19 protein-coding genes, 1 tRNA gene and 1 pseudogene are annotated in these 23,237 nt (G+C 61.2%); 16 read left to right on the top strand and 5 right to left on the bottom strand.

What is annotated here, in order from left to right; genetic code table 11:
• The first annotated feature begins 2 nt into the window (after positions 1 to 2).
• On the top strand, positions 3 to 1,223 hold the full coding sequence (locus tag OX460_RS16560; RefSeq protein ID WP_289899301.1) for a CaiB/BaiF CoA-transferase family protein: 1,221 nt from the start codon (positions 3 to 5) through the stop codon (positions 1,221 to 1,223).
• Between the two features lie 88 nt (positions 1,224 to 1,311).
• Entirely contained in the window at positions 1,312 to 2,445 is a 1,134-nt protein-coding gene (locus tag OX460_RS16555; RefSeq protein WP_289899300.1) for an esterase-like activity of phytase family protein, read from the top strand.
• Here OX460_RS16555 and OX460_RS16550 read toward each other — a convergent pair.
• The 4 genes from OX460_RS16550 to OX460_RS16535 form a co-directional block, all read right to left on the bottom strand.
• Positions 2,414 to 4,573, bottom strand: a complete 2,160-nt coding sequence (locus tag OX460_RS16550) for an EAL domain-containing protein (protein WP_099664956.1) — start codon at positions 4,571 to 4,573, stop codon at positions 2,414 to 2,416. The genes OX460_RS16555 and OX460_RS16550 overlap by 32 nt on opposite strands.
• 1 nt (position 4,574) lies before the next feature.
• Positions 4,575 to 7,430: a response regulator gene (locus OX460_RS16545; protein WP_289899299.1), complete on the bottom strand. Its 2,856-nt coding sequence runs from the start codon at positions 7,428 to 7,430 to the stop codon at positions 4,575 to 4,577.
• 315 nt (positions 7,431 to 7,745) lie between these two features.
• Positions 7,746 to 7,946, bottom strand: coding sequence for a YbdD/YjiX family protein (locus OX460_RS16540; protein WP_092718220.1), 201 nt, complete (start codon positions 7,944 to 7,946; stop codon positions 7,746 to 7,748).
• Positions 7,946 to 10,006, bottom strand: coding sequence for a carbon starvation CstA family protein (locus OX460_RS16535; RefSeq protein WP_251350882.1), 2,061 nt, complete (start codon positions 10,004 to 10,006; stop codon positions 7,946 to 7,948). The genes OX460_RS16540 and OX460_RS16535 overlap by 1 nt, the downstream gene beginning before the upstream one ends.
• Before the next feature lie 241 nt (positions 10,007 to 10,247).
• Here OX460_RS16535 and OX460_RS16530 point away from each other — a divergent pair, with 241 nt between their 5' ends.
• The 14 genes and pseudogenes from OX460_RS16530 to OX460_RS16465 all read left to right on the top strand — a co-directional run bounded on the left by OX460_RS16530 (position 10,248) and on the right by OX460_RS16465 (position 21,770).
• A complete protein-coding gene (locus OX460_RS16530; protein WP_289899298.1) occupies positions 10,248 to 11,618 on the top strand; it encodes a cache domain-containing protein in 1,371 nt (456 codons plus the stop codon).
• Between the two features lie 14 nt (positions 11,619 to 11,632).
• The gene (locus OX460_RS16525; RefSeq protein WP_099664952.1) at positions 11,633 to 12,262 is read left to right on the top strand and encodes a response regulator transcription factor; all 630 of its coding nucleotides are present in this window, start codon (positions 11,633 to 11,635) and stop codon (positions 12,260 to 12,262) included.
• Positions 12,263 to 12,564: 302 nt separating this feature from the next.
• The gene (locus OX460_RS16520) at positions 12,565 to 13,653 is read left to right on the top strand and encodes an HDOD domain-containing protein (protein WP_354669829.1); all 1,089 of its coding nucleotides are present in this window, start codon (positions 12,565 to 12,567) and stop codon (positions 13,651 to 13,653) included.
• Between the two features lies 1 nt (position 13,654).
• Positions 13,655 to 15,700 carry an EAL domain-containing protein gene (locus OX460_RS16515; RefSeq protein WP_289899296.1) on the top strand — a complete coding sequence of 682 codons (2,046 nt, stop codon included), beginning with the start codon at positions 13,655 to 13,657 and terminating at the stop codon, positions 15,698 to 15,700.
• 121 nt (positions 15,701 to 15,821) lie between these two features.
• Positions 15,822 to 15,911: transfer RNA gene (locus OX460_RS16510), tRNA-Ser, on the top strand.
• Positions 15,912 to 16,169: 258 nt separating this feature from the next.
• Positions 16,170 to 16,385: pseudogene (locus tag OX460_RS16505) on the top strand (hypothetical protein); the annotation flags it as partial.
• 55 nt (positions 16,386 to 16,440) lie between these two features.
• Positions 16,441 to 16,584 (top strand): hypothetical protein, encoded by a 144-nt coding sequence (locus OX460_RS16500; RefSeq protein WP_289899295.1) that lies wholly within the window; start codon positions 16,441 to 16,443, stop codon positions 16,582 to 16,584.
• 474 nt (positions 16,585 to 17,058) lie between these two features.
• Complete coding sequence (locus OX460_RS16495) at positions 17,059 to 17,475, top strand: PAAR domain-containing protein (protein ID WP_289899294.1); 417 nt, start codon at positions 17,059 to 17,061, stop codon at positions 17,473 to 17,475.
• Positions 17,472 to 17,981: a DUF4123 domain-containing protein gene (locus OX460_RS16490; RefSeq protein ID WP_099664948.1), complete on the top strand. Its 510-nt coding sequence runs from the start codon at positions 17,472 to 17,474 to the stop codon at positions 17,979 to 17,981. The genes OX460_RS16495 and OX460_RS16490 overlap by 4 nt, the downstream gene beginning before the upstream one ends.
• A complete protein-coding gene (locus OX460_RS16485) occupies positions 17,965 to 18,312 on the top strand; it encodes a hypothetical protein (protein WP_251350839.1) in 348 nt (115 codons plus the stop codon). Before OX460_RS16490 ends, OX460_RS16485 begins: the two co-directional genes overlap by 17 nt.
• Positions 18,312 to 18,911, top strand: a complete 600-nt coding sequence (locus OX460_RS16480) for a Tox-REase-5 domain-containing protein (protein ID WP_099664946.1) — start codon at positions 18,312 to 18,314, stop codon at positions 18,909 to 18,911. Before OX460_RS16485 ends, OX460_RS16480 begins: the two co-directional genes overlap by 1 nt.
• Before the next feature lie 188 nt (positions 18,912 to 19,099).
• Positions 19,100 to 19,654, top strand: a complete 555-nt coding sequence (locus tag OX460_RS28505; RefSeq protein ID WP_354669831.1) for an immunity 52 family protein — start codon at positions 19,100 to 19,102, stop codon at positions 19,652 to 19,654.
• A gap of 716 nt (positions 19,655 to 20,370) precedes the next feature.
• Positions 20,371 to 21,018: a hypothetical protein gene (locus tag OX460_RS16470; protein WP_289899292.1), complete on the top strand. Its 648-nt coding sequence runs from the start codon at positions 20,371 to 20,373 to the stop codon at positions 21,016 to 21,018.
• A gap of 146 nt (positions 21,019 to 21,164) precedes the next feature.
• The gene (locus OX460_RS16465) at positions 21,165 to 21,770 is read left to right on the top strand and encodes a DUF4274 domain-containing protein (protein ID WP_251350837.1); all 606 of its coding nucleotides are present in this window, start codon (positions 21,165 to 21,167) and stop codon (positions 21,768 to 21,770) included.
• Positions 21,771 to 22,038: 268 nt separating this feature from the next.
• Here OX460_RS16465 and OX460_RS16460 read toward each other — a convergent pair whose 3' ends face one another.
• Positions 22,039 to 23,154, bottom strand: coding sequence for a DUF3667 domain-containing protein (locus tag OX460_RS16460; RefSeq protein WP_289899291.1), 1,116 nt, complete (start codon positions 23,152 to 23,154; stop codon positions 22,039 to 22,041).
• Positions 23,155 to 23,237 lie beyond the last annotated feature (83 nt).

Below are 23,237 nucleotides of genomic sequence, written 5' to 3'. Positions count from 1 at the left end.
ACATGACAGACGCTTGCGCATCTTCCGGCCCCCTCCAGGGCATCAAAGTCCTGGAACTGGGCACCCTGATCGCGGGGCCCTTCTGTGCCCGCATGCTGGCCGAATTCGGCGCCGACGTGATCAAGATCGAGTCGCCCGATGGCGGCGACCCCATCCGTACCTGGAGAGTGCTGAAAGACGGCACCTCGCTGTGGTGGTCGGTGCAGGCGCGCAACAAGAAAAGTTTAACGCTGAACCTGAAAACGCCCGAGGGCCGGGCCATCGCGCGCCAGCTGGCCCTGGAAGCGGACATCATCATCGAGAATTACCGCCCCGGCGTGCTGGAAAAGTGGGATCTCGGCTACGAGCAGCTCAAGAAAGAGAAACCGTCCCTCATCATGGTGCGCCTGTCCGGCTTTGGCCAGACGGGGCCGATGAAGGACTTGCCCGGCTTCGGCGCCATCGGCGAATCGATGGGCGGCTTGCGCTATGTGTCCGGCTTTGCCGACCGCCCGCCCGTGCGCGTGGGCGTGTCCATCGGCGACTCCGTGGCAGCACTGCACGGCGTGATCGGCGCCATGATGGCCTTGCGCCACCGCGACGTGACGGGTGGCCGGGATGGCGGCGAAGGGCAGATGGTCGACGTGGCCCTGTACGAATCCGTGTTCAACCTGATGGAGTCGCTGGTGCCCGAATACGACCAGGCGGGCGTGGTGCGCGAGCGCACGGGCGGTTCCCTGCCCGGCATCGTGCCCTCGAATACCTACACGACGGGCGACGGCGAAAACATCGTCATCGCGGGCAATGGCGACGCCATCTTCAAGCGCCTGATGCTGGCCATGGGCCGCATCGACATGGCGGGCGACCCGCAGCTGGCGCGCAACGACGGCAGGGTGGCGCGCACGCAGGAAATCGACGACGCCATCGGCGCCTGGTGCGCCACGCACACGATCGACAGCGCGCTGGCCGTCTTGAAGGCGGCAGACGTACCGGCCGGCAAAATCTACTCGGTGCGCGACATGCTGAGCGACCCGCAATTCCTCGCCCGCGACATGTTCGAACAACACCATTTCGCCGACGGCACGCCTGTCAAATTGCCCGCCATCAGCCCGAAACTGTCCGCCACGCCGGGCAAGACGCAGTGGCTGGGGCCCACCCTGGGCCAGCACAACGACGAGGTGCTGGCGTCGCTCGGCTATGATGCGGCCGCCATCGCACGGCTGAAGACTGATGGCGTGGTGTAATTCGCTATTAACCCACAGAATTAAAGCTGGGGTCAGACCCGGCGGGTCTGACCCCGGAAATTGCTTCCCGACTTATTTGATACCGATCATGCCTCCATTGTTCCGTACCGCGCTTGCCCTGGCGTCCGCCGCCATCCTCCTCTCCGCCTGCGCCAGCTTCTCTTACGACGCACCCATCGCGGGCTTGCGCCTGATCGGCGAACAGCGCATCGCCTTGAAATACCCGTTCGAGGGCACGACGGTGGGCGGCCTGTCCGGCATCGATTACGATGCGGCCAACAACAGCTGGGTGATGGAAAGCGATGACCGCTCGGAAATCAATCCGGCCCGCTTCTACCGCGCCGCGCTCGATTACGACAGCCGCGCATTTGCCGGCGTGACCTTCAACAGCGTGCATTTCTTCACGCAGCCCGACGGCAGCCGCTATCCGAACCTGGCCCATGCCAGGCTGGAGCAGGGCGACCAGGTGGCCGACATCGAAACCATCCGCGTCGATCCGCAGGATGGCAGCCTGTGGTACGGCAGCGAAGGCAACCGCAAGGTGGGTTTGCACCCGTTCGTGCGCCACGCCGATAGCGGCGGCCACTACCTGGCCACCTTGCCCACGCCCGCCATGTTCAAGGTGGCGAAGGATGAAACGGGATCGCGCAACAACATGAGCTTTGAGGGGCTGTCGTTTGCCAGCGATGGCAAGAGCCTGTGGCTGGGCATGGAGGCGGCGCTGTACCAGGATGGCCCGCTGGCCACGCCGGACCACGGGTCGGTGGTGCGCATCACGCGCCTGGATCGCGCGGGCACCGTGCTGGGCCAGTACGCGTATCCGATCGAGCCGGTGGCCTCGCGGCCCGCGCCGGGGAAGGAAGCGGACAATGGCGTGTCGGAAATCCTCGCCGTCAACGATCACCAGGTGCTGGTGGTGGAGCGGGCCGGCGTGGAACACGCCGACGGCATCTACACGAATCACGTGCGCATCTACGAGATGGATACGCAGGGCGCCACCGATATCCAGGCCATCCCGGCTCTGGCGGGCGCGGCTTACGTGCCGGCGCGCAAGCGCCTGCTGCTGGACCTGGAAAAGACCGGTTTGCCGCGGGTCGACAATATCGAAGGCATCAGCTGGGGCCCGCGCCTGGAAAACGGCCGCCGCAGCCTGGTGATGATTTCCGACGATAATTTCAACGCCCAGCAAGTCACGCAAATCCTTGCCTTCGAAGTGCTCTAGTTTCCACGCTGGCCAGCTGGCCCCGTTGCCTGGCCAGCATGGCCGTGATCGTGTCGTGCGGCGACGGGTGGCCTAAAAAATATCCCTGCGCCATGTCGCAGCCGTATTCTTCCAGCATCAGCAGCTGCTCGTCCGTTTCCACGCCCTCGGCCACCACCACCATTTTCAAGCCATGCGCCATGGCGATGATGGCGCGTGTGATGGCCGCGTTTTCCGTATCCTGCGGCAAGCCGGCGATAAAGCTCTTGTCGATTTTCAAGGCCCGCACGTCGAAGCGTTTCAGGTAATTCATGGACGAATAGCCCGTGCCGAAGTCGTCGATGGACAGGTACACGCCGATGCCGCGCAATTGTTCCAGGGTCACCATGGTGGCGCGCGCATCGTCCATCAACGTTCCCTCCGTCAATTCCAGTTCCAGCAGGCGCGCATCGAGGCCCGTGTCGGCCAGGACCGACAGCACGATCTGCATCAGGTTTTCATCCTTGAATTGCTTGGCCGACAGGTTGACGGCCATGCGGATGGCGCGCCCGCCGTCGCTTTGCCACGCCTTGGCCTGGTTGCACGCCGTGCGCAGCACCCATTCGCCGATGGGCACGATCAACCCCGTCTCTTCGGCCAGCGGGATGAATTCCGTGGGCGAGATGATGCCCCGTTCGGGATGGCGCCAGCGCACCAGCGCTTCCACGCCGACGATCTGGGTGCTGGGCACGTCGATCTGCGGCTGGTACAGCAGGTACAGCTCGTTGTTTTGCAAGGCCTTGCGCAGCCCCACTTCCATCTTGACGTGGCTCATGATTTCCATCGTCAGCGAAGAGCTGTACAGCTTGGCGTTGTTCTTGCCGCAGTTCTTCGCGTGGTACATGGCCGTGTCCGCATATTTGAGCAGCGAGTTGCAATCCTCGCCATCTTCCGGATACAGCGAGATGCCGATGCTGGCCGTGACGAAAATCTCGTGTCCTTCGATCATGAAGGGCCGGCGCATGGCTTCCTTGACGCGGTGCGCCACGTTGAGCGCGTCTTCCACCCGCTCCAGGTCGGGAATCAGGATGGTGAATTCATCGCCGCCCAGGCGCGCCAGGTTGCTGCCGCCGAAGGTGGTTTCAAACTCGTGTTCGGCGCGCAGCACCAGGTCGCTGGGGCGGATGGTTTCGCGCAGGCGCTCGGACACCACCTTGAGCAAATGGTCGCCCACGTCGTGGCCCAGGGTGTCGTTGATGCGCTTGAACGCGTCCAGGTCCATGAACAGCACGGCGAATTTCTTGTCGTGCTCTTTCGAGCGCAGCAGTTCGCGCTCCAGGGTTTCCAGGAACGCTTGCCGGTTGGGGATGCCCGTCAGGCTGTCGCAATACGCGAGGCGGCGGATCTGTTCTTCCGTGCGCTTGCGTTCGCTGATGTCGCGCACCAGGCCCAGCACCTCGTCGGCCCCCGTCGCCACCAGGCGCGCCTCGAAATGGCGCGTGCTGTCTTCATGCGTGAGCGTGTAGTCGACCGAGCCGATATGCTGCGTGGCCAGCACGGCGTGCGCCTTGTCGAGCAGGCGCGCGGCGATTTCGGGCGGCAGCACGTCGCGGATATGGCTGCCCACGCAGTCGCTGAGGGAAAATCCCGCGCTGGCGTCGTGGCCCTGTTCGTAGTCGAGATAAAAGCCTTCGCGGTTCAGGCGGAAGAAGGTGTCGGGGATGGCGGCCAGCACGGCGCGGTTGTGCGCGTCGGCGATGCGCAGGCGGGCGATGGCGTCGCTGGCGCGCAGCACGTACAGCACGCGGTGGCCGAGGATGGGCCAGTTGATGGGCTTGGAAATGAAATCCGTGGCGCCCACCTCGTAGGCGCGCGTGACGGCTTCCAGCTCGTCGCCGCCCGTGACCATGATGATGGGCACCGTGCCGCCCACTTCCTGGTGGCGGATTTCGCGGCACACGGCAAAGCCGTCCATGGCCGGCATGTCGACGTCGAGCATGACCAGGTCCGGCCCGCTGTGCTTGTAGCTGGCCAGCGCCTGCACGCCGTCCTCGGCCTCGATCACGTCCAGGCCCACCTGCGTGAGCATTTGCCGCATCAGCAAGCGCATCACGGGATCGTCGTCGGCCACCAGCACCAGGCCGCGGGGAGGGGAGAGGGGCGCTGTCATGTCAGTGTTCCTTCACGAGGATGGCGTTCAGCGATTCGCGTACGGCCAGGAAGGCTTGCTGCATCTGCTGCAGAAGGGGAGCCGCGCCCTCGGTGCTGCCGGCGCGGCCCAGTTTTTCCATTTCCTTGCACAGCTGCGCCAGGCCGTCGGCGCCCACGTTGGCGCTGCCCGACTTGAGGCTGTGCGCCACCTTGCGCAGCGCTTCCGCATCCGCTGTCGCGATGGCTTCGCGCATGGCGCCCAGCTGGCGCGGCGTCTCGCCGGTAAACGCGAGGATGACCCGTTCGAGCAGCGCATCGCCATCCGTGCCGGACAGCGCGCGGATATTTTCCAGCGCCTGTCGGTTCAGCGGCTGGGCCGCCGGCGCGGCGGCGGATGGCGGCGTTGCCACGGGCGGCGGCTCGGCAGGCGCCTCCTGCGGCGCTTCGCTGTGGTGCACGGTGGCCGCGCGCGGCAGGGTGATCCAGCGGGCGATCGTGTGGCCCAGGTCTTGCTGCGTAAAAGGTTTACTCAGGTAATCGTCCATGCCGGCCGCCAGGCACGCTTCGCGGTCGCCCTGCAGCGCATTGGCCGTGATGGCGACGATGGGCAGCACGCGCGCGTGGCCGCAGTGCTGTTCATGGCGGCGGATTTCCGCCGTGGCGGCAAAGCCATCCATCACGGGCATCTGGCAATCCATCAGGATCAGATCGAAATCCTCGGCTTGCGCCGCCTGCAAGGCTTCTTCGCCGTTGCGCGCGCAGACGACATCGAGGCCCAGGCTGTCGAGCATGGCCAGCGCCACTTCCACGTTGACGGGATTGTCCTCGGCCAGCAGCACGCGGCGGCGCTGGCGCCGGCCCACCTGGCGCGCCGTGTGCGGCGGATGGATGCGCAGGCTGTCGCTGGCGCGCGGCGGCGTGACGATGCAGTCGAACAGGTCGCATTCGCGGGCCGGCTTGATCAGCTGGTAGGCCACGCCCGCCTCGCGCCGCTGCACGGGGTCGGCCGCCGCCTGTTCCGTGCTCAGCAGCAAAAGCTTGAGGTCGGCCAGCAGCGGGTCGCTCTTGATGTTGGCGGCCAGGGCCAGGCCGCTGGTGCGCGGCAATTCCATGTCGAGCAGGGCCACGGCATACGGCGTGCCCGCCTGGGCGGCCGCGCGCAGCTTGCCCAGGCAGTCGCTGGCCGTGCCGGCGCTGTCGCTGACGATGTGCCAGCTGGCCAGTTGCCGCTCCAGCACGGCGCGCGTGGCGGGTGTGTGGTCGACGATCAAGGCGCGTAACCCTCGCGTGGTTTTCAGGTTGAAGGACGGGTCGTCGCTGTCGACCCGCCGCTTATCGAAATTTACTTCGAACCAGAAGATCGAGCCTTGCGTTAAAGCATTATCAACGCCGATAGTGCCGCCCATCAGCTCCACCAGCTGTTTCGAGATCGTCAGCCCCAGGCCCGTGCCGCCGTGCTTGCGCGTGGTCGAGCCGTCCGCCTGCGAAAACGATTCGAAGATGCGCGTCTGCGCCTCGTTCGACACGCCGATGCCCGTGTCGTGCACCTCGAAGCGCAAGCCCACGCTGGGCGCGTCTTCGCTGCACACGGTCACTTTCACGGTGACCTTGCCCGTTTCCGTGAACTTGATGGCGTTGCCCAGCAGATTGACGATGATCTGGCGCAAACGGTTCGGGTCGCCGCAGATGGCGATCGGGATGTCGTAGGCGATGTCGAATTCCAGGCTGATGTTTTTCGCTTCCGCCTGCGGCGCGAACACGTGTTCTATATCGTCGAGCAATTCGCGGAAGTTGAAGCGGATGTATTCGACGCTCAGCTTGCCCGCCTCGATCTTGGAAAAGTCGAGGATGTCGTTGATGATTACCAGCAAATTCTGTCCCGAGCGCTGCACCATGCTCGTGTAGTGGCGCTGCTGCGGGCTCAAAGGGCTGGCCAGCAGCAGTTCCGTCATGCCCAGCACGCCATTCATCGGCGTGCGGATTTCATGGCTCATGGTGGCGAGGAAGGCGCTCTTCGCCTGGCTGGCCGCCTCGGCCGCATCCTTGGCCTTTTCCAGCTGCGCCGTGCGCACGCCCACCTGGCGCTCCAGCTGGTCGCGGTAATTGGCCAGGGTGCTGTCGCGGCTGTCGATCTGCGCCAGCATGTCGTTGAAACTGTCGATCAGCACGCCCAGCTCGTCGCTGCGCTGGTGCGCGATGCGGTGGCTGTAGGTCTGGCTGCTCGACACCTTCTGCGCCGTATCGATCAGCTTGGTGATCGGTTCGGCGATCACGCTCTTGAAGCGCCGCGCGAGGAATACGGCGACCAGGAAGGACAGCACGGTGGCGCCGCCGATGGCGCTCACGTGGCGGCCGATGTCGCGCCACATGTGGTTCAGGTCCGCCTCGATCAGCACGGCGCCGATGATCTGTTGCGGCTCGCCGGGCCGGTAGACGGGGCGGTACAGGCGCATGGCGGGCGCCAGGGTCGTGCCCGAGCCTTGCGTGACGGGCTGCACGGCCATGTCGGCCAGCAAGGCCGGGTCCATGTCTTCCGGCGCCGGCAGGCCGTCCGCATGCTGCGGCGCGCGGTACAGGGCGAACAGGCGCCCGCCCTTGTCGAACAGGGCCGCCTGGGCCACCTCGTTGCGCGCGGACAAGGCCGCCAGCACCTGTTCCGCCTGCCCCTGCGCCGATTTTCCCGCCAGCAAAGGCACGGCGCCAGCCGCGCCGATCACGCCCGCCAGCGACAGCAGTTGCTTGCCTTCATCATTTTTGTGGCTGAGCACGGACGTCAGCGCAAACGCCACGAACACCAGCAGCAGCGCGCAGCCCGACGACAGTACCGAGATCATGGTCAGCTTCTGGCTGATGCTGGAGCGTTGGAAATTGAACATGCGTCGCTGCTTCCCCGGTCGCCCGTTGACTGTTATTTAATTCCTATTGGAAAAATATAGACGCGAAGACACACCCTGATATTGATGTGGGTCTAATGGAAGAAAGGGGAGGGGAACTTATAAGAGAGGAAATGAAAAGGGCAGTCTCACAAGACCGCCCTCAAATTATTGCTGAGCAACAACACCTGACTCAGCCGTAGCGAGCGGAAGGGAGAGGTGGCCGAGAAGCGCAACCGTACTTTGTACGGGGCCGCCGAGGCGGTGAGCATCGCAAGCCGCCTATACCGACGCGCAGTAGGCTGGGTCAGGTGTCCGCTAACAGCAACCGCCACGCTTGCCGGCGCCGCCGTAACGGGCTTCCTGCCGTTCGCGGAAAAACTCTTCATACGTCATCATCGGCTCGCCGGGATGGGTCACTTCCCGGTGCGCCACGTAGGTGTCGTACTCGGGCAAGCCGCACATCAGCCGCATGCTTTGCCCCAGATACCGTCCAGCCTTGATGATATCGGCTATCATCATTGCACCGTGGGCATGGCCTGGAACGGCGTTTCCTTGGTGCTCGGGCGGCTGTCGGCGCGCGCCTTCAGGATCGTGCGGATGCCGAAGAACAGCACGCTGACGACGACGATGACGAAGAAGGCGGCCAGGCCGGCGTCCAGGTAATCGTTGAAGATGATCTGTTGCATCTGCGCCACCGACTTGGCCGGCGCCAGCAGGGTGCCTTCATCCAGGGCCGCCGAGTATTTCCTGGCGTGCGCGAGGAAGCCGACGCGCGGGTTGGCGTCGAAGATCTTTTGCCAGCCCGCCGTCAGGGTGCACAGCAGCAGCCAGATGGTCGGCGTGATCGTCACCCACGCATACTGGCCCCGTTTCATCTTGAACAGCACGCAGGTGCCGAGGATCAGGGCGATGGCCGCCAGCATCTGGTTGGCGATGCCGAACAGCGGCCACAGGGTGTTGATGCCGCCCAATGGATCGACCACGCCCTGGTACAGGAAGTAGCCCCAGGCTGCCACGCACAGGCCCGTGGCCAGCAGGTTGGCGATGACGTTTTCCGTCTTTTTCAAGCTTGGGACGAAGCTGCCCAGCAAGTCTTGCAGCATGAAGCGGCCGGCACGCGTGCCCGCATCGACGGCCGTCAGGATGAACAGCGCTTCGAACAGGATGGCGAAGTGGTACCAGAAGGCCATCATGGCCTTGCCGCCGATGGCGCCGGAGAGGATCTGCGCCATGCCGACGGCCAGGGTCGGTGCGCCGCCGGCGCGCGAGATGATGCTGTGCTCGCCAACGTCCTTGGCCGTCTGCGTCAGCATGTCCGGCGTGACATAGAAGCCCCATTGCGAGATCGCCTGTGCGGCGGACTCTGCCGTGGTGCCGATCAGGGCGGCCGGGCTGTTCATGGCGAAATAGATGCCTGGCTCGATGGTCGAGGCGGCCACCAGGGCCATGATGGCGACGAACGATTCCATCAGCATGGCGCCATAGCCGATGAAGCGGGCGTGGCTTTCGTTTTCAATCATCTTCGGCGTGGTGCCCGAGGAAATCAGGGCGTGGAAGCCGGAGACGGCGCCGCAGGCGATGGTGATGAACAGGAAGGGGAACAGATTGCCCGACCAGACGGGGCCGGAGCCGTCGATGAACTTGGTCATGGCCGGCATTTTCAGGTAAGGCGCGACGACGATGATGCCGATGGCCAGGCCGAGAATCGTGCCGATTTTCAGGAAAGTCGACAGGTAGTCGCGCGGCGCCAGCAGCAGCCACACGGGCAGCACGGAAGCGATGAAGCCGTAGCCGATCAGCATCCACGTCAGTTCCGTGCCCGTGAACGTGAACATCGGGCCCAGCACCGCGTGTTCCTGCACGTACTGGCCGCCGATGATGGCCAGCATCAGCAGCACGAAGCCGATGATGGAAATCTCTCCGATGCGGCCCACGCGGATGAAGCGCGAATACACGCCCATGAACAGGGCGATGGGAATCGTCGCCATCACGGTGAAGCTGCCCCATGGGGAGCCCGTCAGCGCCTTGACGACGATCAAGGCCAGCACGGCCAGGATGATGACCATGATCATGAAGCAGCCCAGGAGCGCAATCATGCCGGGAATTTCACCCAGTTCAGCCTTGATCAGGTCGCCCAAGGAGCGGCCGTCGCGGCGCATGGAAATGAACAGCACGATGAAATCCTGCACGGCGCCCGCAAACACGACGCCGGCCAAGATCCACAGCATGCCGGGCAGATAGCCCATCTGTGCGGCCAGCACGGGGCCGACCAGAGGGCCGGCGCCGGCGATCGCCGCGAAATGGTGGCCGAACAGCACATATTTATTCGTCGGCACGTGGTCGAGGCCATCGTTGTGCTTGAAGGCCGGCGTCATGCGGCGGGCATCGAGGCCCAGCACCTTGTCGGCGATGAACAGGCTGTAGAAACGGTAGGCGATCAGGTAGACGCAGACGGCGGCGATGACGATCCAGATTGCGCTGATCGGTTCGCCGCGTTGCAGGGCGACGACGCCCAGGGACCCGGCGCCTGCCAGCGCAAGCGCTGCCCAGCCGAGCTGTTTGAAAATGCGGTTCATGCTTCCTCCAGAGATTGACGGGCGCTGTGCCGTGCGATGATGTGTGCTGCCGAGCCTGGTCGTTGCCAGTTTGGTATGAATTGGTGTATCTGCAGCTTATGGCGAGTATTCAGGAATCGTATAATTGCCGCAAGCGCACGACTACGCAGTAACGCTCAGTATTACTACGCAGACCGATCGCGCCGCCGCGACGTAAAATCACGCATTCCCACCAGCATCGACGCCGCCGGAGCGCCAGGCCATGAAACTCAGACAGAAAGTCATCTTCCTGGCCCTCACGCCGCTGATCCTCGCCCTGTGCGCCATCGCATTTGCCGTGCGGCACCAGGCCATCACCCTGGCCGAGCAGCAGCGCGCCACCATCCAGCAGGCGTACCTGGCCAGCAAGGAAGCCGAACTCAAGCATTACGTGACCCTGGCCAGCCATTCCATCGCTTCCCTGTACCAGTCGGGGCGCAAGGATGCCGCCACGCAAGAGGAAGCCAAGCGCATCCTGTCCGCCCTCAGCTATGGCGACGATGGCTATTTCTTCATCTATGATTTGCAGGGCAAGTCGCTGATGCATCCGCGCCAGCCCGAACTGGTGGGGCAGAATCTGTGGCAGTTGCGCGACGCCGAGGGCAATCTGACCATCCAGCGCCTGATGCAGCGGGCGAAGGGCGGCGGCGGTTTCGAGCGCTACAACTGGATCAAGCCGTCGAGCAACAAGTCCGCGCCCAAGCTCGGCTATGTGATCCTGATGCCGGAATGGGGCTGGATGATGGGCACGGGCATCTACATGGATGACGTGGACCAGGCGCTGGCCAAGGTCGACGCCCAGCAGTCGCGCAATATCCGCTCGACCATGGAATTGATCGCCGCCATCGCCATCCTCGGCTCCCTGCTGGTGGCCGCCTGCGGCCTGGTGCTCAATTTGCGCGAATTGCGCGTGGCCGACGCCAAGCTGAAAGTGCTGGCGCAGCGCGTGGTCGAGTCGCAGGAAGAGGAGCGGGCGCGGCTGTCGCGCGACTTGCATGACGGGATCAGCCAGTGGCTGGTGTCCATCAAACTGCAGATCGAGGCGGGCATCGCGCGCCTGGCCGGCAATGCCGAACAGAAAGACAAGGCACCCGCCACCTTCGAGCGGGCCGCCGAGCAGCTGAACAAGGTGCTGGGCGAGGTGCGGCGCATTTCGCACAACCTGCGCCCGGCCATTTTAGATGACCTGGGCCTGGCCGCCGCGCTCGACCACCTGGTGCATGAATTTAACGACAGCAGCAGCGCGCAAGCCAGTTTCACGGCCAGCCCGGCGGCGGCGGGCGAGGGCTTGCCCGACATGGTCAATACCGTGCTGTTCCGCATCGCCCAGGAAGCGCTGACCAATTGCGAGCGCCATGCGCACGCCAGCGGCGTGGAAGTGAGCCTGCACGAGGCGGGCAAGGCGGTGGAATTGCGCATCCAGGATAATGGCGGCGGCTTCGATTTCGACGGCATCGCCCTGCATCCGCAGCGCGGCATCGGCCTGCGCAACATGACGGAACGCATGGAAGCCATCGGCGGCAGCCTGCGCATCACCTCGTCCCCGGCCGGCACCCTGGTGCTGGCGCGGCTCGGCCTTCCATCCACACATTAAATAGATACGCAACCATGACCGAGAAGATCAACATCCTGCTGGTGGACGACCACCCCCTCGTGCGCGACGGCTTGCGCGCGCGCCTGGAAGCGGTGGCGCATTTCGACGTGGTGGCCGAGGCGGGCGGCGCCGACGAGGCGTTGAGCCAGGCGCGCGCGCACCAGGTGGACCTCGTGTTGATGGATATCAATATGCGCGGCACGAATGGCATCGAGGCGACGGCGCTGTTCAAGCAGGCGTTTCCGCAGATTGCCGTGCTGATCCTGTCCATGCACGACAAGCTCGAATATGTGTCGCAGGCGATTGCCGCCGGCGCGCGCGGCTATGTGCTCAAAGATGCCCCTGGGAAAGATATCGTCTTCGCCATCGAGACGGTGATGTCCGGCGGCATCTATTACAGCGCCGCGCTGGCGCGGCAGCTGTCGCGTCCGCAAGTGCACGATTCCTTCCTCACCACGCGCGAGCAGCAAGTGCTGCAGCATATCGCGGCGGGCCAGTCGAACAAGCAGATCGCCCGCGACCTCGACCTGAGCGTGCGCACGGTGGAGACGCACCGGCTGAACATCAAGCGCAAGCTCGGTATCGAAGGGCAGGCCGAATTGATCAAATATGCGGTCGAGCACGCGCATGGCGGCAGCGCCTGAGCAGGCGTGCGCGGTGCCGTGGTTTTGTCAAACCCGCATGACAGGCGGGTCTCCCGGTGGAATGTTTTTTTTGAATATTTATTGCCAAAATTAAACTGTTTCGTGGGTGAGATTCGGATAGAATGATTCTCGCTGTCGAAATGGCATCCCTGTCGGGCCAGGGTTGCCAATGCTGGTCAGTTTATTTACTATGGCGCCCTACCCACACTGAGATACCGATGTCAGCGTCTGAATCAAACCTGTTTCCGTTGGTGGGATTACAAGCAGTTGCCAATGCTCATAACGAGTGGGTCGCTGTCACCTTGCATGTACCGCAGGCCTCGACGGCGCCGCTGCTGGCAGCGCTGGCCGCCGCCGATGCGTATGCCTTCCTGGCGCCGCTCGACTGCATCATTCCCCTGGCCGACCCGCATGACGTGGACGAGGCCGTGCTGGCGCAACTGGCGCCGCAACGCACCATCTTCCGTTTGCCGGCCCATCTTGCTGGCGACAAGCACATCCAGAAAAAATGCCAGCAATGGCGCGATGCCGGCTATCGCCTCATTCTCGATGGCGCCGAAGCCGGTCCCGTGACGGCGGCGCAAGTCGACGCGCGCGCGCTGAGCTTTGACGCGTCCGGCGCCCGTCCGGCCCTGCACCAGTTGCTGCCCCTGGCGGGGCCGCACCTGGCCTACAACATCGCCGACGCGGGGCAGTTTGCCGCCTTGCAAGAACTTGGCGTCAGCTGGTTTGCCGGCGATTACGCGCTGCACCATGCGCGCCAGCAAAGCGAGCCGGAAGACGCCACGTCGCGGCGCCGCCTGCTGGCGCTGCTGGGCTTGCTGGCCCGCGATGCCGACGCGCACGAGCTGGAAGTGCCGCTCAAGCAAGATCCATCGCTCAGCTATCATTTGTTGAAACTGGTCAATTCAGCCGCCTTCGGTTTCACGGCGCCGATCACCAGCTTCAGCCAGGCCATCACTTTGCTGGGCCGGCGCCAGCTGCAGCGCTGGCTGCAACTGCTGCTGTATGCGCGGCAACAGGACGATGGCAAGATCCACGCGCTGCTGCCGCTGGCGGCTGTGCGCGCGGCGCAGATGGAAGCGCTGTGCCAGCTGCGCGGCGGCGACCGCGACGCGCAAGACCTGGCCTTCATGGCGGGCGTGTTCTCGCTGCTCGACGTCCTGCTGGGCATGCCGATGGAAGAAATCATCGCCACCCTGAACCTGGCGCCGGAAGTGAGCGCCGCCTTGCTCGAACGCAAGGGCGAGCTGGGCACCTTGCTGGCGCTGGTCGAAAGCACCGCGCCGCCGCCCGAGGGCTTGCGCCGCGCCGGCATCGATGGAGAAACCTATTGGCGCAGCCTGCTGCAGGCCTACCAATGGGCCATCCAGGTCAGCCGGAACCTCTAGCATGACCCTGTTTCCGGTGTCGGATTTCCTCGGTGACAGCGCCGCCCTGTGCGACGCCGTCGTGCGCTTGCGCGGCCCCGCACTGGTGGCAGAGCTGGGCCGCATCGCCAGCGCCGTGATGGCCAGCCCGCACGGCCAGTTCCTGCCCGCGGCCAGCCTGGACGCCGCTGCGCCGCCCGCGCCGTTTCCCCGCGATACGCCCGCCTTGCTGCAGGAAATCAGTTTTGATGGCCACTGTTTCGGCCATTACAGCGTGGCGGGACGCAGCCTGTACAGCGACGCCGACCGCCGCCACCTGGCCAGCCTGGCATCCTTGACGGCGGGCGTCTTGCAAGTGCATTCGCTGGCGCAACGTTCCACGCACGCCTACGCGCAAGTCGAAGCCTTGCTGGCGCAGCAGACGCAAATCCTCGACCAGCTGCACGAATCCGTGCTGACGATGGACTTGACGGGCTACATCACCAGCTGGAACAAGGGCGCCGAGCGCCTGTTCGGCTACACCTCGGTGGAAGCCGTGGGGCGCAACATCCTGTTCCTGTACGACGATGAAGACACGGGGTTCCACGACGCTTTCCTGGAGCAGGGAGGACGCCTGATGGAGGTGCGCCGCCGAAAGAAGTCAGGCGAGATCTTCTGGGCCAGCCTGTCCTTGTCGCCGCTGCAAGACCTGGACGACAAGCCCATCGGACTCATCGCCTACCTGACGGATATCACGGAGCGCAAGCTGGCCGAAGAGCGCTTGCACCACCTGGCGTATTACGACCCGCTGACCAGCCTGCCTAACCGCACCTTGCTGGCCAAGCTGGTCGACCAGGCCCTCTCCGTGGCGCAGCGCAGCAAGATGCTCGGCTGCGTGCTGTTCATCGACCTGAACCGTTTTAAACTGATCAACGACACCCTGGGCCGGCGCATCGGCGACGAACTGCTGCGGCAAGTCTCGCTGCGTTTCCGCCATGCCTTGCGCGACCAGGACCTGGTGGCGCGCTTGGGCGGCGACGAGTTCGCCGTCGGCCTGTTCGACATCGGCCAGCATTTCGAGGCCAGCATGGTGGCGCAAAAGCTGTTGGGCTCGCTGGTGGAACCGTTCCTGATCGAAGGCCACGACCTGCGCGTGGGCGCCAGCATCGGCATCAGCGTGTATCCGCAGGACGGGCAGGACGCGGAAACCCTGCTGCGCCTGGCCGATATCGCCATGTACCGCGCCAAGCAGGACAGCGGCGGCGAAGGGGAAAGCGTGGCTTTCTACAGCCAGGACATGAACCTGGGCATGCAGGCGCGCATGCGCCTGGAAACAGGCTTGCGCCAGGCTTTGTCCGAGCAGCAATTGTTGCTGCACTACCAGCCGAAATACGCGCTGGGCAGCGGCCGCATCATCGGCGCCGAAGCCCTGGTGCGCTGGCACCACCCGCAGCACGGCATGATCCCGCCCGCCGACTTCATCCCCCTGGCCGAATCGACGGGCCTGGTCGTGCAAGTGGGTGAATGGGTGCTGGAAGCGGCCTGCGCCCAGGCGCAGGCATGGAAACTGGCCGGCCTGCCGCCGATCCGCCTGGCCGTAAACGTTTCCGCCCGCGAGTTCACGGCAGCCTTGCCCGCCAGGGTGGCGGCGACCCTGGCCCGCTACGGCCTGGAAGCGGCTTGGCTGGAACTGGAAATCACGGAAAGCACCCTGATGCACAACATCGAGCGCGTGATCGGCATCATGGACCGCATCACGGCCCTGGGCGTGGCCCTGTCGCTGGACGACTTCGGCACCGGCTACTCAAGCTTGTCCTATTTAAAACGTTTCCCCATCGACACCCTGAAGATCGACCGGTCTTTTACCACCGGCATCCCCACCGACGCCAGCGACTGCGCCATCGCCAGCACCATCATCAGCATCGCCCAGCAGCTGCACCACAAGGTGATCGCGGAAGGCGTGGAAACGACGGAACAGCTGGCTTTCCTGAAGAGTTCTGGCTGCGACGAAGTGCAGGGCTACCTGTTCTCGCGCCCGTTGCCGGCAGGGGAGTTCGAGAAGGCGCTGCGGGAAAACTGGGGCGTGTAGGCTTTCCGTTGGCGTGTTGGCGCAGGTCACTGACCCCAGAGGCTGCTTTGGGGCTTAAATGCGCCCCACCGACTACTCGCCATTGGTAAGCCACGGACCTTTATGTATAATGCTGCCATCTGGAAGCGTGGCCGAGTGGTTGAAGGCACCAGTCTTGAAAACTGGCGACGGGTTAAACTGTTCGTGAGTTCGAATCTCACCGCTTCCGCCAGGAAATAAAGAAACCGCCTTCGGGCGGTTTTTTATTGCCTGACGGAAACGAGCAGGGCGGCGCCCTGCGTGTGAGATTCGAAGGGCTGGGCCTACCGGCCCAGCCCGCCCCGAATCCTCCACCTGCTGCCGCTGCGCGGCAGCCCCGCGCGCCGAGGGCGCGCGTTCGTGGTTCTAACTCGGTCTTCAACTGAGCCAGCTTCCCCAGCACCCAATGCATCAGTCCGTGTCCGAATAGCAGACCTGACCCTCTTGCCCCGACGACCAACTGGCCGCGCATCGCGCGCCGCCGCAGCTAATGGGCATCCTGCCGAACAATACCGGCGGCTTCGGCGCCGTGGAACCGGCCGCGCGCGTCTTCGCGCGCAACGAGCTGGTGCCGCTGCAGGCGCAGTTCGAAGCCATCAACGAGTGGGCTGGCGTGGAAGTGGTGCGCTTCGCCCCGTATGGCCTGGGCAAGGAGGGCGCAGCATGACCGACCACATCGACAAGATCATCTTTGCCGAAGTGGCGCGCGTCCTGGCCGCTGTATGCGGCCCGCCCTGGTGGCGCAGGGCTGCTGCCATTACTGCGACGAGCCGCTGGCGCCCGCGCTGCTATTCTGCGATGCGGACTGCCGCGACGACTACGACAAGGAGCAGGCGGCCAAGGCACGCGCCGGCCGCCCAGGATGAGCGCTACGCCGCGATAGCTGGCGGGGCAGGGCCGCGACAGCCCAGCCGCGCCGGAGAGTCCTAGCCACTCCACAGGCCGCCCATGAGGCGGCTTTTTCACGTTCCGACGAAAGATGTTGCGCCAGAAGCAAGACCCCCCCCCATTTCGGCCCGGCGCGCGCAGTTGTCCCCCCCTCCACACCTGCCCGCTAGTTAGGGCTCTTTTGACTCAAATGTGCGCCATGGCCGAAGGCGCATGAGGACTGGCGTGTCGGGGCGAAGAGGGGGAGTGCGATTTGACGCATTTTGACGTACTTTGAGCAGTTTTTCGTGCGGTGCGGCGTTCGAGTAGATATCGGCTTTAACGCGCTGAATCATTGAGCTTCGATTCGCGAGCCAGTTCTATGAGTTTTGAATCGTGCTTATCAGGCATATTTAAAAAGTATGCTATAAATGCAACTTATCGCGTGGCGGCATCCCATACAGGAGCATCATTTGAACAGACCCCTCATCGTCTTGGGCGACAAGACCAGTCATGGCGGCACAGTCATCAGCGCCGATCTCACCGTCGATATCAACGGCAAGTATGTCGCGCGCGTGGGTGACATGGCAGTGTGTCCCAAGTGTAAGGGGGCTTTCGCCATCAAGTCCGGTCCGAGCGACCTGGTGGATGGCAGCGGCAACGGCTATGCGCGTCACATGGATATGACCGCTTGCGGTGCGAAACTGATTTCCGGCCAAATAACCACGAGCTGGTCGGACGAATCGTCAATGGGCGACCCGGCAGCCGAAGACAAGATCGCAGCTCTGGAGGCCACGCCTCAGATCGCGGCCGTCACATCGTCGGGCATCTGTCTTGATTGCCTGCTCAAGGCTGCCCACGTTGGCAGTCCCGTGGTGATCCGCGAATGACGATGCTTGACGTCAGAATTCGGTGGGAACAGCGACGCGACGCGATGCCCGAGCTACACTTATACGCCTTGGTGGATGGTGCTCAGTACCAAACCCAACGCAACAAGCGGCTACTGGCCGGCACCGGACTTTTTCCCCTATTCAGAGGCACCCCGGACGCTGCGCTCAGGCATGCCGGGCCTTGGCTGGTCGATGTGGCCAGCGTGGCGGAGTCTTTTGTCGAAGAGCTGACTGCGCTTGAGCGCGATACTCCTTCTCTGTCTTGGCTGATCTCGCCACAAGACTTGGATGGACTCGCGCAACTGTTGCAACTGAGGCTGGAGGTGCGCCTGCCGGATGGCCGTAGCGCCTTGCTGCGTTTTTGGGACCCACGCGTCTTGGCCAACCTTGCTCAGACGCTCGATGCCGGGCAGCGGGAGGAATTTTTCAGCCATATTTACGAGTGGCACCTGCTGCACAACGGGCAGCGTGTTTGGGTCGGGAGGCAACATGCTGACGCTCACTGAGGAACAGTGGCAGGCCCTGCAGCAAGGCGAAGCCCGCCAGTTCGTCTCAATGGTATGCGATGAGTTCCTTGCTAACCGGCCTGACATGCTTGTACAGCCCGGCCGGGAGGCCGTTCTGGCACGTATGCAGAATGCGCATGACTATGCTGCCCGTGTGGGTTTCACCAGTACGCCGCACATTATGCGATTGATGTACCTGTCTGCTGATGCCGTACGTATTCATGATGATCCGTTGGTCAATGGCTATCTATGTAAACGCGGCGCGACTCCGGAGCAGCGCCTAGATGAAATCGATGCAATCATGCGCAACAAATTACAGGGAATGAACTGATGCCAGCAATTTTCATTCCTGTCGTCATTCCTGTCGTTGAGGCCGTTGCAGTGCGTGTACTGGCTGCACTCGGTGTCGGCCTCGCCGCCGGCGCTGCGGGCGAAGCGGCGCTTGAGCAGGCACGCAAACGCCAGGAAGAGGCCGATAAGGCTAAATCAGGCGCGATTGCGCGCACGGAGGCCACAACGAAAGAAAAAGAAAAGTGCAAAGAGTGCCCGCCGGACCGTGGTGCTCTTATGCCTGTCAATCACCACATGTCGCAAAACTCGATGGAGTATCAGGCCAGAATAACGGGATTTCCTACAGGCATGGAATGGTTATTTGAAGGAAAAGACTTCGACGGCTTTAAATCTGGCATGTGCTTGTTGCAAGAGGCAAAAGCAGAATACGATCAGTTTTTTAATAGAGAAGGTGAGTTTCTATACCCCTTTCAAGAAAAAATTTTCGTTGACATGGGGAAACAGGCCCTGGCCCAATCAATAATCGTAGGCAGAAACAAACCGGCCGCATTAACGTATTACTTCCAAACCGCGATGGCTTGCAGATATATGAAGCCAAAGTTACTCAGTTTGGGAATATCCGTCCTTCACATTCCATAATATCATGACCATAATAAAAGCCGCATTCAAAAAACTGACACCCGGCACATCGTTAGCCTTCCGGTCCAATGTCGAACAGATTGGGCCTATCGTCCGATTTCTGCAAAAAACTGATCCCCTGGGAAAACAGTGGTTCCTGATGGGGGGATACCGAAGAGGAGTCGCTTCGATACCCAGCTTTCGACGCCCTGGGAGAACTCACCCCTGCAGCCGAGGCGGTACTCGAAACAGAGTTTAAAGGCGACAATATTCGTTATTTTGCTGCATGGAATGGAGAACTTAAGCAAGGCGATGGAGCGACTATTACTTTTCAGTTTCACGATGAGGACTGGCCTGCCTGGAGCCTTGAGATTAATTATCAAGGCGAAGGTATTCAACGTCTTGGGGGGCTTGATGGCGTGATAGAGCTTCTCTCAATGATTGCCGGTAGTCTTCAACCTAGCATCATCAATGTCGCACGCTATCAGTATTTTGAGAAGCAGGTATTCCAGGATCGGCCTGGCGTAGGCTGGATGCTCTACCTTCCGCGCGTGCTGGCGGTCCAGCAAGTGCCAGAGGCCCGCGCGCTTGTGCCTGTGATGATCACGGACGAGAAGGATAACGATAAACAAATCGGCACCATCATTGTCAGTGTCACCGACGTGCCGTTCTCGGACGAGAACCCTGAGCACGTCAAGATAGCCAACGCCATCGAAATCCGTTTGGTCGATCAAGACTTACTACCTCCTTTCGCGGACCACTAAGCGCTGGCTGTACAGACCACACTTGCACAAAAAAACGTTTCCGCATCGTCCGTGTGGGGCGGTGAAAACAGTGCGTTGCAAGGTGGTGGAAAAACATTGCGTGCGGAACAAAATTACGCGTAAGCATTTGAACTGTATGAAGTATTTTGAAGACTTGAAAACTAGTGCCGGGTTAAATTGTTCGTGAGATTCGAAGGGCGAGGCTTAGCAGCTCAGCCCGCCCCGAATCCGCCACCAGCTGCCGCTGCGCGGCAGCTTCGCGCGCCCCAGGCGCGCGTTTGTGGTTCCAATTAGCTTTTCGACTGAGCCGGCTTTCACAGCACCCGACGCATCAGTCGGTGTCTGAATGGCGGCCTGACCCTCAGCCTGCGTGTCCTAGCGGGTCTGTATTGCGGACTTGTGGTCCAAATCTATTCGAGGCTGGCGAACGGCGAGGCAGCTTGCGGCGTATTCGCGCTGCGGTTCAATTCCGTGCTGATCCCCTGCCATTCGAACAGGTCGTCGCAGAGCAGGCCGTGCGTGTAATATGTGTGGCTTCGTTAAGTGTCAGCTTTGGTTTGATGGCAATTTTTATACTTGCGGATCGCAAAACTATGTGCGTGATGCAATAATTGAATAATTTTATAGCTATGAAAATGATAAACCTTCCTCGGTGGGTACGGCGATTTTTGCCGATCTATTTACTGGGACTTCCTCTAGGTGTAGGAGCTGAATCGATGCTGCAGTATCGCAATATTTCTCTCGGCGATGCGTCGGATAAAGTGTTGAAATTAGCAGAAAATGAGTTTCCTCGCGTTAAGTTGGAGTCTAGAGAGAATTCATTTGATATTCTTGCGATCATGGCTGGAGATGATCAAGGAATTATAGATAATTCATGCCGCTCCGCGGCAACCAGTGATTTGCAACAAGATTGTATATCAGCGCGTTTTATTTTTTCTGGCAAAGCACAGGGAGATCTTCTGGCCAGTGTTTTTGTTGACCAGGGTTTTAGTACCGCCATTAATCGAGACAGTCTTATTGTTATGCTTGTGGCCAAGTATGGACAGCCCAGAATAACTTCTGGAGATGTCGTTCCTGCAACTGATGTGAATCCTGAGTCGAAATTTATTTCGTTTCTTTGGGGAGGGTTGCGAACACCCGTAGGCATCTATCGTCCTAGCCGTTTCCCTTACAAAGATAGGGAAATTATTGGTGGTAAGTACATATCTGCAGTGATTTATTACCAGGGAGACTTGGCAAACGGTTATAGTTTTCGCATCGTTGACTCTGAAATGATGAACGAAAGCATGAAGGTGGATATGAGTGAACCACAAAGGTTAGAGGCTGAGCAGCGAACTCAAAACGATGCCTCAGAAAAATTTTGATTGTGACTTCATACCTTGCGAGAGTGCCCGTCAGACTGGTGGATGCCAATATTGTGCAGGCTGCATGAAGAACGACTTTTTTCTTTCCACTTGTCGCATTTACTCATCCTGAAGTTTTATCAAACCGTCTACTCCAAGGAGTGAATATGTTAACAAAACTGGCAAAAGCGCTGGGACTTAAACAGCCTAACGGCTCGAATGCCGAGCAAGATATCTTAATCCTGGCACTGAAAGGAAAATGTGCTGGCGACACCTATTACCACGACATGGATAAGTCGGTTTTTGACAGTGCGATGGAAGGCGACGATGAGGAGGATTTTTATCGCTTCTATGCTCGGCAGAGAGAGATAGGTATTCAAGCATTCAAAAAAGAAGTAGAAAACGATCTCTCGACATTGTCTGGATGTCAGCTTCATGCCATCGCTCAGCATCAAAATTATCATAATGGCGTATGGCTTCTAAGACAGGTCATAGCGCAACCAAAGTGCGAATTTGCCACAGCGTTTGGCATTTACTGGGCCAATCAGCCGGGCGATTACTATGCGCGATATGAGACACTCGATCTTGCTTGCGAGGACATCAATGCCCTATCCCATGCGAATGCCGTGTTGCTCAATGTGATCGAACACAAGACAAGGCTAGGAACATTTGCACAGACCGTTCCCGTTCCCGATGTTGCCTGTTTCCTGGATCGCAAGCCAGACTATTCCGTGAAACCGATGATAAATATTCCAGTTGAACTCCGTGTATAGTTGTGAGGAGCAGAGCTTGTGATATGGGAATTTATGCGGAGGGATGTCGATACCCTAGTCTTCGCAAGGTATTTATGCACCGATATTCGGGTGTGGGTAGTTTAGTAGGTACGGTTGTCGCTTGGCATCTAAAAGCCGCATAAAGCTTAGTCATTCGCATTACACCGCTCCGCCTGGCAATAAAAAACCGCCCGAAGGCGGTTTCTTTATTTCCCGGTGGAAGCGAGCAGGGCGCCTTCGCGCCCCGAATCCCCCTGTTTTTGTGACCCTAATGCACGCTCTTCATCAACACCAGCACAATGAACACGCAAAACACGATGTTGGCCACTACCAGCAGCATGCAAGTGCGCCACAGCGCGCCCCATTTGCCCAGGTTGTAGGTGCCGCGTAGCTGCAGAAACATGTGCAGGGGCGGCGCCACGCACACCAGCAATCCGATCAGCCAGCCCTGGTTGAGTATCGATAGCGGTATCAGCACGGTCAACAGCAAGGACATGAAGCACAGCGAGTACAGCACGAACACCGCATGCTCGTACATGGTCACGCCAGGCTTCCAGAAAAACATCAGCCACATGAAGGGCAGCGAGATCGGGATCAGCAGGAACGAGAACTTGTAGATCGTGTTTTTGAGCTTGTAAAACGCCAACTCGGGATTCTCTGCGGCGTGATGAAAGCTTTTTTCCAGCTCAGGAAAAGTGGCGTCGGGATTGGGCGGGCTGGACGCGATCCTGGAGACAGTCTTGTCGAACCAACCGGGCTCTCTCAGCTCAACTGCCTCCTCACTGTTCACTTTTTCGGGTGATGCGACGTACAGCAGGCGTTGCTCGGCTTCGTGTTGCAGCTTGCGCGAAACGGCCAGCGCCTTCTCGACACCGGCGACCCCGGTATTGGCCTTGCGGGCCTCCTCCAGCGCCTGCTCATTGCGCTCGACGCGGAGCTTGGCGGACGCGGCGTGGTTGGTCAGCGAGGCGATATTGGCGTCGCGGCTGAGAAGCTGGCCGCTGCCGAACGAGGTGACGAAGAAGGTCAGGAAGACCATGAACAGGAACAGCGCCAGCGGCGAAACATAGTTCTTGCGCTGGCCGTCGATGTAGCGGCGCGTCAGACGGCCCGGAAAGGCCACCAGCAGCGGGAGCGTCTTCCAAGCTTTGGCGTCGAAGTGCAGGATGCCGTGCACGACTTCTTCGGCCAGGTGCAGCAGCGAATGGTGGATGTGGGCCGGCTGGCCGCAGGCCTGGCAAAATGCGCCGCCCAGCGGCGCCTGGCAGTTGGCGCAGTTCGCCAAGTGCGCGGCACTGGCCGGCTGCGGCGTTTGATCGCCCGCGATCTCGCTGGCCGTCACATCTGCCATCGTCAGGGCGCCGGCCGCTTTCTGCTCACTCATCGTGCATCTCCCACCAGGAAAATGGCTGATTGTGCAACAAGGCGCCTGTATGTTCAAGTAAATACTGGCAAAAACGGCTATCC

The organism is Janthinobacterium sp. SUN033 (assembly GCF_030397595.1).
Lineage (GTDB): Bacteria > Pseudomonadota > Gammaproteobacteria > Burkholderiales > Burkholderiaceae_D > Janthinobacterium > Janthinobacterium kumbetense.
Note: the sequence above shows the minus strand (reverse complement) of the source record. Positions and strands in the feature narration are given on the sequence as shown.

Coding starts and splice junctions, on each gene's coding strand:
- OX460_RS16560 (WP_289899301.1), top strand. CDS start 3: ATGACAGACGCTTGCGCATCTTCCGGCCCCCTCCAGGGCATCAAAGTC.
- OX460_RS16555 (WP_289899300.1), top strand. CDS start 1,312: ATGCCTCCATTGTTCCGTACCGCGCTTGCCCTGGCGTCCGCCGCCATC.
- OX460_RS16550 (WP_099664956.1), bottom strand. CDS start 4,573: ATGACAGCGCCCCTCTCCCCTCCCCGCGGCCTGGTGCTGGTGGCCGAC.
- OX460_RS16545 (WP_289899299.1), bottom strand. CDS start 7,430: ATGTTCAATTTCCAACGCTCCAGCATCAGCCAGAAGCTGACCATGATC.
- OX460_RS16540 (WP_092718220.1), bottom strand. CDS start 7,946: ATGATAGCCGATATCATCAAGGCTGGACGGTATCTGGGGCAAAGCATG.
- OX460_RS16535 (WP_251350882.1), bottom strand. CDS start 10,006: ATGAACCGCATTTTCAAACAGCTCGGCTGGGCAGCGCTTGCGCTGGCA.
- OX460_RS16530 (WP_289899298.1), top strand. CDS start 10,248: ATGAAACTCAGACAGAAAGTCATCTTCCTGGCCCTCACGCCGCTGATC.
- OX460_RS16525 (WP_099664952.1), top strand. CDS start 11,633: ATGACCGAGAAGATCAACATCCTGCTGGTGGACGACCACCCCCTCGTG.
- OX460_RS16515 (WP_289899296.1), top strand. CDS start 13,655: ATGACCCTGTTTCCGGTGTCGGATTTCCTCGGTGACAGCGCCGCCCTG.
- OX460_RS16500 (WP_289899295.1), top strand. CDS start 16,441: ATGCGGCCCGCCCTGGTGGCGCAGGGCTGCTGCCATTACTGCGACGAG.
- OX460_RS16490 (WP_099664948.1), top strand. CDS start 17,472: ATGACGATGCTTGACGTCAGAATTCGGTGGGAACAGCGACGCGACGCG.
- OX460_RS16485 (WP_251350839.1), top strand. CDS start 17,965: ATGCTGACGCTCACTGAGGAACAGTGGCAGGCCCTGCAGCAAGGCGAA.
- OX460_RS16480 (WP_099664946.1), top strand. CDS start 18,312: ATGCCAGCAATTTTCATTCCTGTCGTCATTCCTGTCGTTGAGGCCGTT.
- OX460_RS16470 (WP_289899292.1), top strand. CDS start 20,371: ATGCTGCAGTATCGCAATATTTCTCTCGGCGATGCGTCGGATAAAGTG.
- OX460_RS16465 (WP_251350837.1), top strand. CDS start 21,165: ATGTTAACAAAACTGGCAAAAGCGCTGGGACTTAAACAGCCTAACGGC.
- OX460_RS16460 (WP_289899291.1), bottom strand. CDS start 23,154: ATGAGTGAGCAGAAAGCGGCCGGCGCCCTGACGATGGCAGATGTGACG.